Raw genomic sequence first — 18,095 nt, forward strand, 5'->3', positions numbered from 1 at the left:
ATACCCCTGGGAACATCCCCGCTCGCGCGGGGAAAACGCTGTTGGTGGCGCGCTGAATGCGGTGCCGGAGGGAACATCCCCGCTCGCGCGGGGAAAACCTATGGGTGTGTACAAGCGTCCGACCCGAAATAGGAACATCCCCGCTCGCGCGGGGAAAACGTGCCACTGTGGGCGCTAATGGACAGTTGGATGGGAACATCCCCGCTCGCGCGGGGAAAACGCGCCTTGGCTTGACTGTGGTTCCCCTGCTTGCGGAACATCCCCGCTCGCGCGGGGAAAACCGCGGCATCATCGCCAGCGATAAGCCAGATACGGGAACATCCCCGCTCGCGCGGGGAAAACGCACGCAGACGCGACGCAATCTCCAAAGCTCCGGGAACATCCCCGCTCGCGCGGGGAAAACCATGGGTGGCTGATGGTGTCCGTGCTGCCGACAGGGAACATCCCCGCTCGCGCGGGGAAAACCAGCGCCACGCACCCCGATGGACAACAACACCAGGAACATCCCCGCTCGCGCGGGGAAAACGGCGTGATGGGCAGAAGCGGCAGACTCCGAGCAGGAACATCCCCGCTCGCGCGGGGAAAACCGGTTTCCGCTTCGTTGATCCATGACCCGAGGTGGAACATCCCCGCTCGCGCGGGGAAAACCAGATGTCTGCGCTGATCGTGGTGTGCGGGCCGGGAACATCCCCGCTCGCGCGGGGAAAACACTTCTTCACCAGCAAAATTCGGTTCCCAGTGAAGAATTTTATATTACTCAGAACGACGAGCGTGTCGAGCACGACGCCGTTTAGCTGGATTTGACCACCCAGGCTTTAATCCGACATCGCCTTTAGCCTCATTTTTGAACGGGCGCCGAATCAGGGACAGTCCTTCAACATCAACTACTTCCCACTCATGCCGATGCACCTTGTAGGCATACCCTTGTTCGGCATTCCAATCCGGATAAACCATAATTGCACGACCGCTGCCGACCATTTCGATGACGAGTCCCCACAAGATGTCACGGAGACGAGAGTTAACTTTCCCAACAAATACACCTGGGGAGATTTCCTCAAGCCATCGAGTTAAATGGCCCCGCAATCCGGCAGGACAGCTCGTCAAAACTATTGTCACCATGGTGGTTCTCCGGAGGAGTAGTTTGTACCACCTTTAATCGTGCCGCGGCTGTAATCCCACAACTCGATAACTTCGCCGAATTCCTCGTTTTCAAGAGGCTCTTTCATTAAGAGCTTTAGGTCCTTAACGCAGCGCGAAATAACTTTTTCTTCACGAATCCGATCACGCACATGTCGCCTAACCGTAGTGCTTAGTGTTTGAGTATCAACCTCGGTTCCAAGCTCAGAAACCACAGTAAAAGCAACTGGAATCGTTATGTCTGCCTTATACAAATCCGCAATGTCATAAACAAATGCGCGGTCGTGCCCCGTGTGCACAAACCCCAAGCCAGGACTCATTCCCAGGGAAACTATCACGGCATGCACGACACCGTACAGGCAAGAATGTGCTGCTGAGAGGGCCTGATTGATTGGCGTGCCATCCGAGAAATCGTCAGGGCGGTATTCACGGCGCGACCACTCAACCCCGGTTATCTTTGACCATTCCCTATAAACCGAACGAACCCGAGCACCCTCTCGGCCCCGTAATTGCTGCATATTTAGGGATTCCACATCCTCACCGGAAAAACGCATCCCATACATTTCACGCGCAACCGCTAGTCGGGTTTTTCGGTTGCTCACTAGCTTTGCCTGCTGTTCCAGAAGCCGGGTCGACCGACCTATCGGTCGGCCATGCGCGTAATATCGCACACCGTTTTCTCCCACCCAGACAATTGTCGAACCGGCATCTGCAATAACCACCATCGCCTGATGCGTAACCCGTGTACCAGGGCCCAACATAAGCACTCCCAGTGCTGCACTGGGTATATGCATGACGCCCTGGTCGTCAGTCGCAGTGAGAGAATTAGAATCTCGACCGATGGTGCAGTGCTCAAGATAGAGAAAAGAAATCCGGTCTTCAGCCCTCGCCAATTCGATCGGTTTCGACGGACGCGCTCCTGGAATATTGGCCATGCCTAGTCACTTTTGGAAGTCATTGGAGCAACAGTCAGCAATCCACACCCATAGCCCTTTGCTTTGCCAATTCCGTTTGTCAAAACACGGCGGAATCTCTCAGCATCAGCTACCTCGATGGCTCCATCGAACTGTGCCCGAGCGATCGTGACCATCCGTCCCTGCCTACGGAACTTCACTACTTCCCTACCTGTAACGGAAACAGCTAAATCATCATTGGAGGTGTCATGGCTATCTGCATGTGAAAACTCAGTCGGTAGAAATCGCACACCCATAACTTCAGCGCGTTCTAACAACCAATTTCGCTGTTGGGCTGCAGTTACATGCGCAAGTCTCTTAGACTTACCCGTCTGAGGGTCACGCACTGACTTCACAGGATTCGCTGCCAACCTAAAACGAAATCGCTTTCCGACGGAAATACTTCCCAAGACCGGTTCGTATTCACGTATCGCCCACGATACTTGATTTTCCCAGCCTGCTTGCTGCTGTAGATGCTCAAATGATGGCTTTTCAGGACTCACCACGTACAGTGCAAGGGAATGGGCTTCCCGGTCAACTCGCCACAAAACACGACCATCATGGCTGACTAGGTCACTATTTGGCGGAAAAGCTGACAGCACTGCGGCATGCATGGCCTCTGGGCTGGCTAACAACTTACGAGTCCCCCGCCGTTGCGGATTGAGAAACATGCGTGAAAGGTACATCGACTAGTCACCTCCCAGCAACGACATCGGATCGTGAGAAAACACAGGACGCTTTCCTTCTTTATTTTCAATCTCTAGCCATCCATGAACCACTGGTCGCATCTCGTGTTTTCGTTCTCGTGGATCAAAGCTGACTGGAGTATCCGGAATTAGCTCATCGTAGGTCTCACCATCACGCATATCTCTAACAATTGGCAGCGAAACTACTTCTGGCTGACGTTTCCGATACCAAGTCGATGCTTGCCAAGGAGCCTCACGCAGAGCGTCTTCCAGTGGCTTTTCCTCAATTCCTAGAACCATTCTTCCTGTCGGTTGGAATGCACGGCGGCCTAAGTAGAGGGGGAAAGCTGGTCGCTGTACCGCGTCGGCAAGCCCTTCAAGGACGCTGCGTGGACCTTCAATTCCAACAATGAAGATGGCATCAGTGAGGTAATCACGATACGTCAGGGGCTTGGATTTGTTGTTGCGCCAATCAATTTCAGTCTGGAAATCTCGCTCGACCTTTCCAATCTGATCAGTGCGAACACCAAAGCCGAGTGACGCCAAATCTTCAATCGCATCAGTACGGCGACGTCCGCTTGCAGCTGCAAGCAAACCCACTACCCCGCTTTTCGTCGGCTCTCTCCGAGTACCACGGTGATTGAATCGACTCGAGTCTCCCCATGCTTGCATAGGTCCAGCGAGCCTCAAGAGGAGAACCGACATTAGAACTCAGCCTTCTCCATGACAGCCTGCTCAACTAAATTGACTAAACCAGCCATGTCAGTGCGATCGCCAAAGACATTCAACTTTTCCATTGCGGCTTCAGTAGCTGCGCCACCAGTGGCAAGGTATGCACCTCCGAGTGGATGAGAATCGTATGCACCGTCCTGCTCGGCGGCATACTCTGCCAGCTTGATGGATGCGTTTTCTGTGCGGCCACGAGTGGCTTCCACTGGGTCTTCAAAAGCTTCTGACAGATTGACAGGCTGATCATCACGAACTTGAACCACGATCAAATCTGGTCGCGTTCGGTTAGCAAACGTGTTCTGCTTACCAGTTGGCATCGAAAGCGCAAATGCCTTGAGTAGCGCACCAGCAGCTTCCGATGCCGCCTCCTTTGACCCCAAAGACTGAGCCAGTTCACTAGCGTTGACCGTTGCGTAACGGTACAGCGTAGACGAGGTGAACTCCACCGTGCCGATCATGCCAGCACCAGCGTTGTCCTCTGCTGCGTTGTCATCAACCGCAGTGAAGTAGTCAAACTCTGTAACTGTCGGATGAACAGAAATAGCATGATTGAACTGGCACGTTGCATCAACATTGAGGTCTGGAGCATCAGCCAGCATGCGACCGAAGAGTGCAATGTCGACTGAATGCTCGTTATTTAATGCTTCCTTCGCTTCCTTCGCAGGAATTTTTGCGGGATCATCCTGGTACCGAATTGCCAGATCAGCTAGCGCTTTGATTTGCGCGCGGGACACAAAAAGCAGGTACTCAGTACGGATACGCGTATCTTCCTCGCCCTTCTTGGGCTTTGCCTGCTTCAGCTTTGTCTTCTGCAGAACACTGAGCGCTAAATGCTCAGCACTTTCTTCCAGCTCCGGAGCCTGCGAAATGATTTCCGCGGCAATCAATGACGGACTGAAGCGAGTACGCTGTCCCAACTTATCTAGGTCAAGTAAGTTCTCGAATTCCTTACGCGCTGCGCGCTTCCAAGCTTGGCTGGAAACTCGGGCCCGTCGTACACCGCCGTAGTTGGCAGTCTTTGGACTGCCGGTGTCATCTCGGTTGAGGTTTGATGGCGGAACAGTTTGGAGCGCGTGAATATCAATGTAGATGGTCATGATGTGCCTTTCTGTTGTTACTAGTTTTCTACTGCGCGGTCATGGTCATCGATTTCGGATTGCGGAACTCTGTTCATATCCCGGGCCCAACGAAGTCGCACACGGCGAGCTGAATCTGAATAGGTCAACGCCACCAAATCATTAGCCAACTGGCCGTAATCCATCGGAATGCTGTAACTCCTCAGCATCTGAATTAGTCCGCGTAAATGGTGAACCAACTCACCGGTTGTCTGTGCAGTAAGCACCGCGTTAAAGCGTCGCTCAATACCCTTTTTCTGGTTTTCACCTGCTACTTGATGAAGACGACAAATGGCCGTTCCGAATCCTTCGTTGGCCTTATGCATGGATTCACTTCTCGATTGCTGATGAAGTGCAAAAAATGCCAATGCAAGGTGCGCTGCAGTTTCATAGACGCCGGGTTCATCTCGAGGGCCTTCAAGCTCCGCCGGGAAAGAATTGAATACCTCTGACCACACCTGGGGCTGCTCTGCCAGCGGCGCGCTCAGTGAGCGGCGGAGCACTGCAAGCGAGGCACGAGCTTCCGAGGTTTCGTTGGCCAGACCGCCTGCTAAGCTTTGTGCTTTGCCGGCAACAAACCTGTACAGCAGGGAGCTGCGCGACTGCGACTTATTCATATCTGCCATTGTTACTTAACTCTCTCTCCAGGATTTCGTTCTTCCGGCCGTGGCAGAACTTTTCCGAGACCTCGTCGGAACCACAGCTCAGCGTGCCCCACGTTGTACTGACGCTCATCAACCTCACGACCTGACCATGCGCTGTCGGGCACACCCGCTATCAACTCTGCAGCCTTCGTGGTTGCTAAGTTCCGCAATTGATCGCTCCACAGCGCAAGATGACTATTTAGGTCTGTTTCTGGTGTGAGTCCATTAATCCACTGGCGGAATACTGGGTCTACATCCGAGTAGAAGGACCCCTCTGCACTAAAGCCTGCAGCCCCGCGTTCGCCACCAGATGCAATGGCCAAATTATTGGCAAATTTTCGCAATTCGGCTGCTGTATCTTGTGTTCGGTTTGCGGCCAACAACACGAATTGGACGGTTTGTTTATCGGCAGCCAAAAGGGCAGGGAACGCCAGGTTGTCTGTTAATAGGCGGTTGTACGAAGCCATTTGAGGACCATATTCGTAACCAACCATCCGAAGACTCAACCGGTAATTCTGCGGCACAATGCCACTGCGACGACCTGTACGAGTCTTCAACGCTTCCATGACACCGGCGGGCTTTGAAACTGTTACTTCGCTACCAGTGCGCCCCTTGGTCGTATCAACGTCCGCTTCAGGTAGCACAGCCGAGAGTCCTCTCCAAAGCGCGCGATCAGGATTGATGGCCTTTGGCATGTAGATATCTTCTTTGGCCTTCTTCGATTGCGGCTCGCTATAACGCCATGGAGACATCATTTCGAGTGCATCTTGATACAGATAGTCCACCGGATCGCCATTGCAAACAAGTGCTCCGGTAACCATGCCATTTTCCACATGAAGACGGATACGTCGCTGTGGCCACGTCATAAGAGTGAGTTGGCCTTTTGGAAGCGGTTCGGCCGAGACTGCCGCTGTCGGAACCGGCAATTCCCATATAGGAGCACCGGCCCAGGCAGCGGGATTGTGATCAACGATATTTAGCAGCAGCGTTTCAAGGAGACTATGTCCTTCGAGTACGGTCCCGCCTAACCAGCCTGCCCAACCAATGCCAATGGGATAACCTTTCCCGCCTTTGACGCGAGGGTCACCGACTGCACCTGATTTAATTCCCGAGAAATCAAAGGCTAGGCAATGAACCAGCCAACGACCTGCTTCCGCCAATGGAAGTGGCTCAATTGCTGAGCGCCGGTAAAAGAGGTCACCTAGCTCTGGTGAGTCCGGAATAATTGCTTCAAGGCTCTTCCATTCCCCACTTTTTGTAGCCAACGAAGGAGTTTGCATGAAAGGGGCTTCCCGATCGAGCAAATCGAATCGGTGCGAATATTCATCCAAATAGTTGTTAATCTGCTCTAACGGCAGCTTTTTGTCCTCCCATGCTGCCGCCCATTGTTTACGGTTTTCCTTGACATCTTCTCCAAAGTTGAATGCGCGATAAAGAACCGCAAGAGCCACCCGCAAAACCGCAAAATCCTGCGCTGGCGACTCACCAGAGATCCGTTTTAACTCACCAGCCTGCGCAAAGATATCTCGAAGGCCTAATTCCCGACCACTGCCATCGTGTCCCGTGACTTTAATCCAGGGCTCATCGAGCAGATTAAAACTCGGCTCAGCTCCGCTCACTGCGACTCCTTTTCTCGAATGGACCGCAAACCATAGTTCATATCGTATGAAAAACTAACTTCGTTCACATGGCATTCCCCACTTTCATCCAAAGGGAATGGAAGAAGTCCCTTTAGCCAAGAGCTGAGTTGCCAAGAAGGGCTACCAAACCGCTCCAATTCAGCGATGAACTCGTCCACTCCCCCGACTTGCCAAAAAGGAAGCGAAATAGTGCATTTGGCAACTTCACGTGCTAACTCGTCGTCAACTCCATTGGCATCACTCAGTGACTCACCACCGCGATTTTCCAGCCACGGCAATGAATAGAGTTCGCTGCCTCGCTGTTCCACAAGAACTACTTCGATTGACTCTTCGATGTCTCTGACCTGCGACTGTCCACGAAACTCTTCTTCCGACCCATGCCGGAACCACAGGCTCATCTCTTTTTCGTTTGGCGATGGACCGAGCGACCGTTGCGCTTTTTCAGCAAGCTTCTCTCCACTTTCTCGCTGCTCCTGCACCGCCGCATCCCAGTCTTCTCGCCAACTGACTGGACACTGTGCGTCTATGTCATACGTTTCACGAACTATCCCTGCGACATGATCTGGCGATATAAACTGCTTCCGCCCCATCAAAGCTGAAGCCGTCCGCATCAACAACGCAGTGCCATAAATCCGTTTACTACCGCTCACAAACTCTGGAGCATCGCTATCCCTAATCTCAGTGACCCCGAAGAGCACCAGTCGTGGCGCTTGAAGTCGCTCCGGACGGTTTTTACGGCCATGACGGTGGAGGCGACCCGCCCGCTGAATTAGCAAGTCCGAAGGCGCAAAATCACTGAACATAATGTCAAAATCCAAGTCAAGAGACTGCTCGACAATTTGTGTTGACACCACTACTCCCCGTCGTGGACGCACACCAGACTTGCCATATTTGGCAACAAGTTCTTCTTCTTTAGCCCGTCGATCTGCCGCAGCGAAGCGTGAATGAAGCAAAAATACTTCCTCATCAGTGAAGCTGCCGTCAGCAAAAATTTCGTCGTAAAGCGTTTGGGCACGCTGAACTGTATTACACACGACTACAGCGCAACCGCCATCACGAAGCTCTTCCGTCAACATCGAAACTACAGATGAGTCGTCACAGTATTCGAGTGACACAACCTGTCTGCGAGAAGAAGCTTCTGGCTTACGGATAGATACGCCGTCAGCATTGACAAAGGTCAGAAGCGGATAAGCCCGTTCATCTTTGGCAACTTCCATCTCGCCAAGAATCTTGTTGGAAATTTGCGCATTTTCTAACTGTGCAATTCCCGAGGCGTAGGCCTCCATCAAATGAAAACGAGTATCCGGTGGAAGCGTTGCCGACAACGCAATGACTGGAACTCCATATGCACCACACCATTCCAATGCGCGGTACAAATACTGCTGCATGTAAATGTCTGCAGCATGCACCTCATCGAGAATCAATACCTTTCCGGCAAGCCCCAGATGCCGCAACATGATGTGCTTCGACTGCAGCGCCGAGAAAAGGAACTGATCGATTGTGCCAACAGTAAAGTCTGCCAGCGCTGCAGTTTTTCGAGATCGTAGCCACCAATGAGCCTCAACTGCAGGCTCTTTAGAATTGGCACCATATTCTTCGTCATAAATAGCCGAAAAACTCTGTGACGGAAACTTAAGACCTTGGAATTCATCATTAAACTGCGCGCGACTATGTGTGAGCATCGCAGAGGCCAACTGGTCTTCCGCAATCGCACGATCGAGCCACTTCAAAACACGAGAAAACATGGCATCTGATGTGGCGCATGTAGGCAACGCGACTTGCACACCACCACAGCCGAACTTGGCTGCAAATACTTCCGCGGCCGCAAGCGCAGCCTCCGTCTTGCCTTCACCAGTCGGTGCTTCCAACAGCAACAGACCTGGTTTATCCACTTCCTCAGCAAGTTTTACTGCGTCAAGCTGAACTGGGTATGGGGTGGCACCAGCGGGCAGGTCAAACCGAGCGCGAAATAGGTCATCCGCACTACTTTCCGGGCGAGGATCCCACGGATCAGGAAGATTTAACTTGTTGATTGCATCATCGCTTCTGTTTGTCGACGGTGCATCAGACATCGACAGGGGGAATAAATCAGTATTCGAAGCAAGCCAGTCAGCCATGACCACAATGCCCGTCAGCAACATTTGCGTTGACGCTGACAGTCCTTGTTCTCGGCGTTGTTCAAAATAAGTCGCCGTTAAACCTGCCCTTGTGGCCATGACGTCGAAGAATTCAAAACGAATCTGTTGCCACTTTTCATCTTCGAGCTCCTCAACGAAATCTTCGGCAGAATGCAGCAGATTCTCATCGGGAAACTTGCCGTGATGGCCACCAATTGGTGCAACATATGTGTCGGCAGCATCTTCATCGAATCCATGGTTTTCCACCAACCAAACCCACAATGTATATGCGCCGACAGCCCCGTGGGGTGCTCCACGTAATTCTTTGGAGGAAAGTGTTGTCGCAGCGCCTAGCCCATACGAGCACACTCGGTCATACAGTTCGGGAACTTTGACGGAGAAAGAATACGATGCTTTCCCAATATCGTGACACCCAGCGTAAAAAGCCAACCATGCACGCGCCTGCCCCTTCGAGCCGAATTCATCGGTAAGTACTTGCCTTAGTGATTCCGGCAACCACTCATCCCAGAGATAAAAAGCCACATCCTGGGAATCATTTAAATGTTGCGCGAGACTCAACGCTTCTTCGCGTTGCCAATCCCATTTAGCCCACTGCAAGCGGGCTACTTCAGACAATGCATCTGCCAAGTTCGAGTCCATGTTCGACATAACGACTCCGTCCGGCCGAACCCTTATCCGGCCTCTGTTCTAATCTCGAAGATAACTCAGATATTAGTTTCATTCAACATGGAAAATACCCCCTTTGGTACCCCACATAATCAAATGTTCATATAATTTGATCGCTCTCTACAAGTGCAGCACAGACATAAGAAAATCCCCGCTTCCGCGGGGATAACATCGCCCCTCATAATCAAATCGGAACATCCCCGCTCACACAGGGAACCCGAGGGCGACAGAACCTACCCTAACCTCTCCGGAGCCTCCGCCAGGCCCAATCCACAATCACGAAGCCAACGAGCGTCACACCGAACAGTGGCGCAGCCACTGAATACGCAATCAACAGCGCCACAACAGCCGCTGCAACACCCGGGCGAATATCCCGCCAGCGCGTCGGTGCCGGGAACCTGCCCGGACGACCACCACGACCGCGCCCAAACCACATGGCGTAGCCGCGCACAATCATCGCCAACAGAGCAACACCGATAAGCGCCAGGACCAGCTGATTCACCCACCCGAACAGGATGCCCATGTGCGCGTTAATCAGCCACTCGGTCAGCTTCGCCGGCAGCGGCCAGTCTGCAAAGTGAATCCGATCGACCATCGCTCCGGTCGAGCCATCAACGGTGACGGTCTCAATGCCCATCCGCCATTCCTCACGGGCTTCCTTGGCTATCCACACCGTGCCAGCTTCCGGTGGAGTCAGCTCGACCTTCCCGGACAGGCCCTCGGCACGCGCGAGGTTCATAACACTATCTGCCTCTGACCAGTCATAATTCGCAGGGGCAGTCGCAGTCACAGCTGGTTTCGGTGCGTACCAATCCATGGTCTCGCGTAGCTTTGCGATGCCCGTTCCAGCCACCCACGACCACGTCAAGCCAGTGACGGTCAGGAACAAAAGTCCAACACTAACTGCCACGCCAACATTCGCGTGACGACGCATATGATGCGCCCTCTTACTTGTTCCGTGTGTCCGCTTGCGGCGCGAACGGTCCCACCAAAGCCAAAGGCCACCAATAGCCAGTGCACCCATCCAGGATGCTGCCGTTTCGGAGTATAGGCGACCAAAGTTGCTATCAATCCAGAGCCTGCGGTGCCCTTCCGAGATCCACGCCCGCAGTGGCAGCGCCGCCGAGGAGCCGTATTGCACCAGATCACCCTTGATGCTCAAGTCGCCTGGGTCGACAAACACCGCATGTCGGTAGGACTCCGACTTCAGCTGCTCATCGTTGAACATAACTCGCGTTGTCTGCCCCGGCTTTTCCGGGACCTGCACTGCGGTCACCGGCAGCTCAGGATGCACGCGCTGCGCGACCTCAACCTGCTTTTCCAGAGGCTGTGCGGGAAGGCTTGAAGTTGCAGTTAGTTCTTCGTGGTAAACCACCTTTTCTATGCTCGGGGCGAGGGCATATGCCACGCCTGTGATAGCTGCAATAACGAGTAGCGGCGCAACGAGGATGCCTGCAACGACATGGATTCGGTGCAGTAATGCTCGTGGCCCACCATTTTTCTGAGTCTTTGCGACGGGGTTTGCGGCTGGTACTCCAGCGGCATCGCCTGTGGCTAGTGAAGTCATGCTCTATTAGTCGGACGAACCGCCTCAGTTGTTCCCCAGCAAGCTCACTTTTATTAATTCCAGGGGTAACCATTTGGCCACGTGCCTCGTTGAAGGCCACCTCGTGCGCAACTATCCGTCGTAAAGCCCGCGTACCCTCGAACACATGGCTTATCCAGACGTGTACCACGCCAATGACAACCGCTATGAAACGATGCCATACAACCGCTCCGGCAACACCGGCCTGAAACTTCCAGCCATTACGCTGGGGCTTTGGCATAACTTTGGTGATGACCGGCCGCTCGAGACGCAGCGTGAGATCCTGCGCACCGCGTTCGACCACGGCGTCACGCACTTTGATCTCGCCAACAATTACGGCCCACCGCAGGGTTCTGCGGAGGCAAACTTCGGTCGCATTATGGCCAAGGACTTCGCTCCCTACCGCGATGAAATGATCATTTCCTCCAAGGCCGGTTGGTACATGCAGGATGGTCCCTACGGCTTCGGCGGTTCGCGGAAGTACCTCGTGGCCAGCTGCGATGCCTCGCTGAAACGCATGGGCCTGGACTATGTGGACATTTTCTACCACCACCGCCCCGACCCGGATACGCCTATCGAGGAAACCGTCGCCGCCCTCGACTTCCTCGTCCGCTCGGGACGCGCGCTCTACGTCGGCGTGAGCTCCTACTCCCCCGAGCTGACTCGCCGTGCGCAGAAAATCGCCCGTGAGCTGGGCACTCCGCTGACTATTCACCAGCCGAGCTACTCCATGTTCAACCGTTGGATCGAGGACGAGCTGCTGGCAACCTGCGCCGACGAAGGCATGGGTGTCATCGCCTTTTCCGCGCTTGCGCAGGGGCTTCTCACCGACCGCTATCTGGATGGCGTGCCGGAGTCCTCGCGTCTCGGGGCGCACAAGATGAACTCGGGGTTCCTCAACGACGACACGCTCACCGCCATCCGTGAGCTCAACGCCATTGCTTTACGACGAGGCCAGTCCCTGGCACAGATGGCCATCTCGTGGGTTCTTCGCCGTGACGAAGTGACCTCCGCCCTAATTGGGGCTTCGTCGGTGGAGCAGCTGAAAAACAGCCTCGGCGCCCTGGACGCTGCGCCGTTTAGCGATGAAGAACTCGCGGAGATCGACAAGTGGGCCGTCGACCGCGGGATCAATCAGTGGCAGGGCGCTACGGAGTCTGTGTAGGACTAGGCCTTGAGGCTTCTTAGGACACTTTTTGAGGGTCTCCCTCGATTTCTCTAATGATGAACTCGAGGTAGGCCTTCATAAAGCGGGTCGCGCTCTGCGCTTGTTCAGAACCTGGGCTAATAGATCGAACGACTCTGAAATCGGAGATAAAAGCATCGTTTGTGATGACTTCAACGTGAACCGAATCTCCATTTTGTGCACCACAGGGTAATGTCTCCATGATTTCAGACCCCACAACCGAACAAATCTTTTCTTCCAGTGCCAGCTGGTTTGTCTGAACATTGTCGGACAAGAAATCTCCTCGACGCAGAGATGGATGATTGAAATTTAGCCAGTACTTTCCAGTTCGTGGATAACGAAGATAGAAAACGCCATTACCACGGAGATTGATGCGATCTAAAAACTTCTGATTCAAACGAATCCGAATCCGACGAGGACCATTTTCAACATAGAAGTATTTATCAAAGTCAGGAATCTCGCCAAAAACCTTCGCAAATTCATCAATCTGCTTCCTCGCGGCCATAGTTAGAGGCTTATTTTCCTCAACGAAGGTCGCGTCCAGATTTTCAGCAGTTCGCTCAATGCCAATTCCAGTCTTTTCTCCCTTATTAGTTGAAGTCGCCTCTACTGCTGTTAGCCGAGCTAGTTGTACCACTTTTTCAAAGCTTTTATGCCACTGCTTAGCTGTAAGCTGAGTTGACCCCGAACCGTCGTAGTTTCTCAGCATGCTTAAAGCGTTTACTCCCGTATTGCCAATTGGGGCTAGCCATGGGTTCAAATCGCCCACAACTAATTCTTGATTGATTTCGTCGATGGTATCGCCGATTTCGGTGCCATCATGGTCACCTTCTTCATCGTCGCTGTCATCAGTTTGAAGTACAAGTTGCAGCTTTGGTGGATTAGAATCGGACAAATCTTCAGTTATTTCATTAGCCAACTTGAAGTCAGTGACCTGAATACACAGCAGCCAGTAAAGATAGAGCAAATCATCATCATTCTCGAATACCTTTGAAATATCACTACCGGAATGATTCGCATTTTCCGTAATTAGCTTCAAAAGCAACATAGAGTTTGCCACGCGCTTAATCGAGCGGGGATTGGAAAATAGCAACTTCTGCGAGAGTTCAGCGAATTTATCCGCATTCTTTAAAGTTCTTCTTTTCCCAGATTTTAGGTCCGCAAGCAGTGTCACAATCAGTGCTTCAATTTCGTTACCTGGAGAAGGGACATTAAAGGGAACCTGGATGATTTTATCGAAAAACTGCTTGGCTTTCGCTTCATCCATTGACTCACCATAGATTGCACGCGCACCCTTTTGCACGACGTCAAAATCAATCGCTAGGATGAACACACAGTTCTCTGTCTCAAAGAACAGTTTGATAGTCTCCATAATTTGGACAGCACGAACTGGTGGCAAACGGTCTAAATCATCAACAAATATCGCGAACGTTTTAGTCCCAGAGATACTTTCTAAAGTTTCGGAAAATACCTCTTTGAAATCCTTCTGGAGTTCGCTCTGTCCCTGAAACGCTTCTTCTGTTAGATCGAATAGCGCCCCTGCTGCGACACTTAGCAAAGTTGAACTTGCGCTACCTTTGACCCCGCTATCCAACAAGAACTTCTCGGTATTTTTTCTTACAGTTGGGCTGATCGCACCAAGAACCCTTTTAACCTTATCTGGAACACTTTTCTTAATCTGGTCTTTTTGGAATTTTTGACTTACTCGAAATAGCTGTTGATATACTTCTGCCGCGAATGCTGCTGGAATGTCCTCCTCTGCTGCAATATGAGCAAACTTCCACGTTTCAATTTTTATCGATGTGACGTTGTCATCGTTTAACTCGTTCTGGACAAGCTGAATCATCGTAGATTTACCACTTCCCCAGCCCCCCTGAATTGCTAGGGTCATCGGCGTAGGACATGATTGGATAAATGATGCTAAACCTTTTGCTTTATCAGTAAAGCTTAATAGATCTTTCTCCGCCGGAATATCTGTGCGTGCGATACTCAATAACTCAGACATGGCTCAATACCTTCCCTCGGTCTTTTAAATTCTTTAGACTGCGGACGTGAACAATCTTCTTTGATGATATTAAATTGGGTACGTATCTTTCGGTGATTTAATTGACTTTTCCAATACGCATTAACTCAGCAGAAACCTCGCTACACCATCTCCGGCAGCACATACTCAATCAGCTCATCAATCTGTTCTTCCGCATCGCGTTTAGAGGTGCGGAAGTTGATGCTGACGTGATTGATGCCGAGCTGTCGCTGGGAGTGCAGCAGTTCGATGAGCTTGTTGCGGCCAAGGCGGTACCCGAAGTGACCGCCCTGCGCAGGCGCGTCGGGGTCTTCATGCAGGTCGATCCACAGTGATTCCAGGAAGGGCTTGAACACGTCCTCACCACACTCCTTGGCCACCGCCTCCTGCCAGTGCGCGATGTTCTTCTTCTGCATTTCCAAACCCTTGTGGTACATGAACCACCCGTCGGTATGCGCAGCCTTCCACTCCAGGCTCTGCTGACAGGAGCCGGTGGCCAACAGCGGAACTCGACGGGCCAGCGGCTTGGGCACCACATCGGATCCGCCCATCTTGCCCTCGGACCATCGGATAGGCCGGTAGGTAGTGCTGAGGGCCTTTTCATAGACCTCGATGTGCTCGCGGAAACGCTCACCGCGCTTGCCTTTGTCCTGGTTAAAGGCAGGGAATTCCTCGGGTCGGTCGCCGGTGGCAACGCCGAAGAGGAAACGGCCGTCGGAAAGCCTGTCCAGCGTGGCAGCGCGCTTGGCCATCACCAACGGATGCTGGAAAGGCACGACGATTGCACCCGTTCCGAGCGCGATGTCGCTGGTGTGTGCAGCGATGTAGCTGAGGTACATCCAGGGGTCGTAGACCTGGCCGACGTCGCCGAACGTTTCCACGCGCAGCGGAATGTCGCGTGCCCACACCGCCGCGATGCCTGCGCGTTCGGCTTTCTGAATCAGCCGAATCTGATTGCTCAGCGCGTCCTTGGGTTCGGCTTCGGCGTCCTGCTCGATGGGCAGGCTGAGCCCCACCGTGAGTCGGCCCGGCGCGAATGTGCGCTGGTAACCGGGCAGTTCGTCGATGGGCTTGTCCGAAAGATCAAACAGCGAGCTCATGGTGCTCCACGGTAGTACAGCTGCCGCCGCGAAAACCGCGGAATTTTTAGTTTTGCTCAGTGTATTATCGGTGAATGGACTCCACGACTAGTAACTTCCTCACCACGAATCACCACTCGGACAAGACAGCGATTGCCTATTCGCTACACCAGCACCGCGGTTCCAACCTCCCGATCTTGGTGCTGATTCATGGTGTGTGCCATTCGCGACATGCCTGGAATGACGTAATTACGCACCTAGTCAACGATTTCCGCGTCATCACTGTGGATCTTCCTGGGCATGGCGAATCGGGGCGGCCAACACTCAAAACCTCCGCCAGCGAGGACATGGGCAAGCGCATGCTGGCCGAACTGCGCGCTTTCTTGGATGAGCTATCCACCACGCTTCCCGGCGCCGATGCAAAACCGCATATCGCAGGAAACTCTCTGGGCGGTTACTTCGCCCTTGAACTTGCACGTCAGGGATATGCCGCATCGGCGGTGGCTTTTAACCCCGCCGGCTTTTTCCACGGCAAACTCGACCAAATCCGCACTGCCAGCCAATTCCTGGTTTTGTATGGCACTGCCAAGGTGCTTCGAAAGCTGCTTCCGACAATGGCAAAAACAAAAGTGGGTCGTACGGCGATGTTCGGAATGTTTTCCGCACGCCCCTGGAAATTGTCGCCTGAGCAGGTCAGCCGGGATGCCGCGGGGCTGCTCAAGAACAATATCTTCCTGTCCGCGCTCGACACTGAGTTCTCTTTTTCCGCCGACACCGGCCAGGCAGCTCAGACGTGCTATTGGGGCACCACGGATCTGACTCTCATTCGAGGCTGGAAGCGTCATTACGACGTGCTTCCCAATGCTGAGCTCCACCTACTACCCAAGCTCGGCCACGTGCCCATGGTCGATGATGCTCGACAAGTCGCGGCTGCCATTATGGCCAGTGCACAGCCGCGACCGTAGCTAACGACTGAGCACATAGGCTCCATCGTCGAACTTCCTGGTCTTGGCCCTAAACAGCCATGTCCAGCTCGGCCATACGGCCGGGGCATTGCCGTGGGCGTCGCGATACCAGGAACCGCAGCCGGTAATCCAAACTGTCGTCTTCACCCGCTCCCGCACCCAGTCATTCCATTTATTAAATGCCTGCTCGCGGACTTCCGCGACGTTCACCCCGGCACGCTTTTTGGCTTTGAGCATTTCGACAAAGTACTTCACCTGCGACTCGATCATGTAGATCATGGACGAATGCCCAAGCCCTGTGGCAGGTCCCATGATCATTGTCATATTGGGGAAACCTGGCACGGTGGCCCCCTTGTAGGCACTCATGCCCTCACGCTGCCATTTAGTAGCTAGGGACTGTCCACCTCCGTCGTGTATCAGGTCGAACGCCGGAGAGTCCGTCACATGGAATCCGGTGCAAATAATTAGCACGTCAATCGTGCGCTCAGTGCCGTCGACAGTAGTAATTGAATGCGGACCGACCCGGTCGATTGGACTCGTGACAAGCTCCACATTGTCCCGGGCGATTGCGGGGAAATACGTATTCGAAATCAGCATCCGCTTGCAGCCGATAGTGAATTTCGGCGTGAGCTTCTCACGCAATTCGGGATCTTTCACCTGCATGCGAAGCAGTCCCTGCGACGCAAGCTTAATTGGCACCATGAAGCGGCTATCCCGCGTTAACCCGGGAATTTGGAGCTCGCGGAAAAACCAATCTTGAGCCCGCATAACTCGGCGTAGCCCTGGGAGTTTACGAAGCGCGGTACGTTCAATACTGGTGTAATTCCGATCCAGGCGCGGAATCACGTAGGGCGCGGTGCGCTGGTACACATCAAGATGGCCAACAATGGGCGCAATCTTGGGGATGATCTGAATCGCCGAGGCACCAGTGCCGATAACTGCGACTCGCTTATTGCGCAGGTCGACTTCGTGATTCCAGCGCGAGGAGTGGAAAACGTCTCCGGAATAGGTCTCAATGCCCTGGATGTCAGGCATACGCGGCTCGCATAGTGCGCCCACCCCCAGCACCAGCTCTTTGGCCGCCCATGTTGTTCGGGCACCAGAATCGATGTCTTCGGTTACTACCACCCAGCGGGCAGCGTCGTCGTCCCAGCGAGCATCAACCATCTCAGTTTTAAAGTGAGCGCTGCTGTACAGCCCATGATTCCTCGCAACCTCGCGCTGATACTGATAAATCTCGGGCTGCGTGCCAAAGCTGCGGGACCAGTCGAAGTCCTGAGCAAATGAAAGTGAATACAGATGGCTCGGAACATCGCAGGCAGCTCCAGGGTAGGAGTTATCCCGCCACGTTCCACCGAAATCATGACCGCGGTCAATGATGTGGAAGTCGTTAATCCCCTCTTTTTGCAGAGCAACGGCCGTTGCCATTCCGGAAAAGCCGCCGCCAATAATCAACACATTCGTTTGTTTATCGAAAGTATCCATGGGGCAAGCTTAGTCATTGCCACCGAATCACCCAACCGAACCGTCGCCGCACTCGCAGTTAAAC

14 protein-coding genes and 1 CRISPR repeat array (1 of these 15 cut by a window edge) are annotated in these 18,095 nt (G+C 53.3%); of the genes, 2 read left to right on the forward strand and 12 right to left on the reverse strand.

Going from position 1 to position 18,095, the window contains the following annotated elements; genetic code table 11:
* A CRISPR array of direct repeats spans positions 1 to 709; the repeat unit is 28 nt; unit sequence GGAACATCCCCGCTCGCGCGGGGAAAAC (it extends 968 nt beyond the left edge of the window).
* 44 nt (positions 710 to 753) lie between these two features.
* The 9 genes from cas2e to ADA16_RS10210 all read right to left on the reverse strand — a co-directional run bounded on the left by cas2e (position 754) and on the right by ADA16_RS10210 (position 11,275).
* The gene (cas2e, locus tag ADA16_RS11055) at positions 754 to 1,119 is read right to left on the reverse strand and encodes a type I-E CRISPR-associated endoribonuclease Cas2e (protein ID WP_082150703.1); all 366 of its coding nucleotides are present in this window, start codon (positions 1,117 to 1,119) and stop codon (positions 754 to 756) included.
* The gene (gene cas1e / locus ADA16_RS10180; protein WP_048761696.1) at positions 1,113 to 2,072 is read right to left on the reverse strand and encodes a type I-E CRISPR-associated endonuclease Cas1e; all 960 of its coding nucleotides are present in this window, start codon (positions 2,070 to 2,072) and stop codon (positions 1,113 to 1,115) included. The genes cas2e and cas1e overlap by 7 nt, the downstream gene beginning before the upstream one ends.
* A gap of 2 nt (positions 2,073 to 2,074) precedes the next feature.
* On the reverse strand, positions 2,075 to 2,776 hold the full coding sequence (cas6e, locus tag ADA16_RS10860; protein WP_082150704.1) for a type I-E CRISPR-associated protein Cas6/Cse3/CasE: 702 nt from the start codon (positions 2,774 to 2,776) through the stop codon (positions 2,075 to 2,077).
* 3 nt (positions 2,777 to 2,779) lie between these two features.
* Positions 2,780 to 3,481 carry a type I-E CRISPR-associated protein Cas5/CasD gene (cas5e, locus tag ADA16_RS10185; RefSeq protein WP_048761697.1) on the reverse strand — a complete coding sequence of 234 codons (702 nt, stop codon included), beginning with the start codon at positions 3,479 to 3,481 and terminating at the stop codon, positions 2,780 to 2,782.
* Complete coding sequence (cas7e, locus tag ADA16_RS10190; RefSeq protein WP_053084319.1) at positions 3,481 to 4,602, reverse strand: type I-E CRISPR-associated protein Cas7/Cse4/CasC; 1,122 nt, start codon at positions 4,600 to 4,602, stop codon at positions 3,481 to 3,483. The genes cas5e and cas7e overlap by 1 nt, the downstream gene beginning before the upstream one ends.
* A 20-nt stretch (positions 4,603 to 4,622) precedes the next feature.
* Positions 4,623 to 5,237 carry a type I-E CRISPR-associated protein Cse2/CasB gene (casB, locus tag ADA16_RS10195; protein WP_161797600.1) on the reverse strand — a complete coding sequence of 205 codons (615 nt, stop codon included), beginning with the start codon at positions 5,235 to 5,237 and terminating at the stop codon, positions 4,623 to 4,625.
* Between the two features lie 11 nt (positions 5,238 to 5,248).
* On the reverse strand, positions 5,249 to 6,883 hold the full coding sequence (gene casA, locus ADA16_RS10200; RefSeq protein ID WP_048761702.1) for a type I-E CRISPR-associated protein Cse1/CasA: 1,635 nt from the start codon (positions 6,881 to 6,883) through the stop codon (positions 5,249 to 5,251).
* Positions 6,880 to 9,690 carry a CRISPR-associated helicase/endonuclease Cas3 gene (locus ADA16_RS10205; protein WP_048761703.1) on the reverse strand — a complete coding sequence of 937 codons (2,811 nt, stop codon included), beginning with the start codon at positions 9,688 to 9,690 and terminating at the stop codon, positions 6,880 to 6,882. Before ADA16_RS10205 ends, casA begins: the two co-directional genes overlap by 4 nt.
* A gap of 256 nt (positions 9,691 to 9,946) precedes the next feature.
* Positions 9,947 to 11,275, reverse strand: coding sequence for a PepSY-associated TM helix domain-containing protein (locus ADA16_RS10210; RefSeq protein ID WP_048761705.1), 1,329 nt, complete (start codon positions 11,273 to 11,275; stop codon positions 9,947 to 9,949).
* 145 nt (positions 11,276 to 11,420) lie between these two features.
* Here ADA16_RS10210 and ADA16_RS10215 point away from each other — a divergent pair, with 145 nt between their 5' ends.
* On the forward strand, positions 11,421 to 12,458 hold the full coding sequence (locus ADA16_RS10215; protein WP_048761709.1) for an aldo/keto reductase: 1,038 nt from the start codon (positions 11,421 to 11,423) through the stop codon (positions 12,456 to 12,458).
* Between the two features lie 19 nt (positions 12,459 to 12,477).
* Here ADA16_RS10215 and ADA16_RS10220 read toward each other — a convergent pair whose 3' ends face one another.
* Positions 12,478 to 14,484 (reverse strand): KAP family P-loop NTPase fold protein, encoded by a 2,007-nt coding sequence (locus ADA16_RS10220; RefSeq protein WP_082150706.1) that lies wholly within the window; start codon positions 14,482 to 14,484, stop codon positions 12,478 to 12,480.
* A gap of 140 nt (positions 14,485 to 14,624) precedes the next feature.
* A complete protein-coding gene (locus ADA16_RS10225; RefSeq protein WP_048761714.1) occupies positions 14,625 to 15,602 on the reverse strand; it encodes an LLM class oxidoreductase in 978 nt (325 codons plus the stop codon).
* 74 nt (positions 15,603 to 15,676) lie between these two features.
* On the opposite strand from ADA16_RS10225, the gene ADA16_RS10230 reads away from it, so the two are divergent.
* Positions 15,677 to 16,546: an alpha/beta fold hydrolase gene (locus tag ADA16_RS10230; protein ID WP_048761717.1), complete on the forward strand. Its 870-nt coding sequence runs from the start codon at positions 15,677 to 15,679 to the stop codon at positions 16,544 to 16,546.
* On the opposite strand, the gene ADA16_RS10235 is transcribed toward ADA16_RS10230, so the two are convergent.
* Positions 16,547 to 18,031 (reverse strand): flavin-containing monooxygenase, encoded by a 1,485-nt coding sequence (locus ADA16_RS10235; protein WP_048761720.1) that lies wholly within the window; start codon positions 18,029 to 18,031, stop codon positions 16,547 to 16,549.
* Positions 18,032 to 18,095: the final 64 nt, after the last annotated feature.

The sequence above is a fragment of the Corynebacterium vitaeruminis genome (assembly GCF_001054325.1).
In the GTDB taxonomy this organism is placed as follows: domain Bacteria; phylum Actinomycetota; class Actinomycetes; order Mycobacteriales; family Mycobacteriaceae; genus Corynebacterium; species Corynebacterium vitaeruminis_A.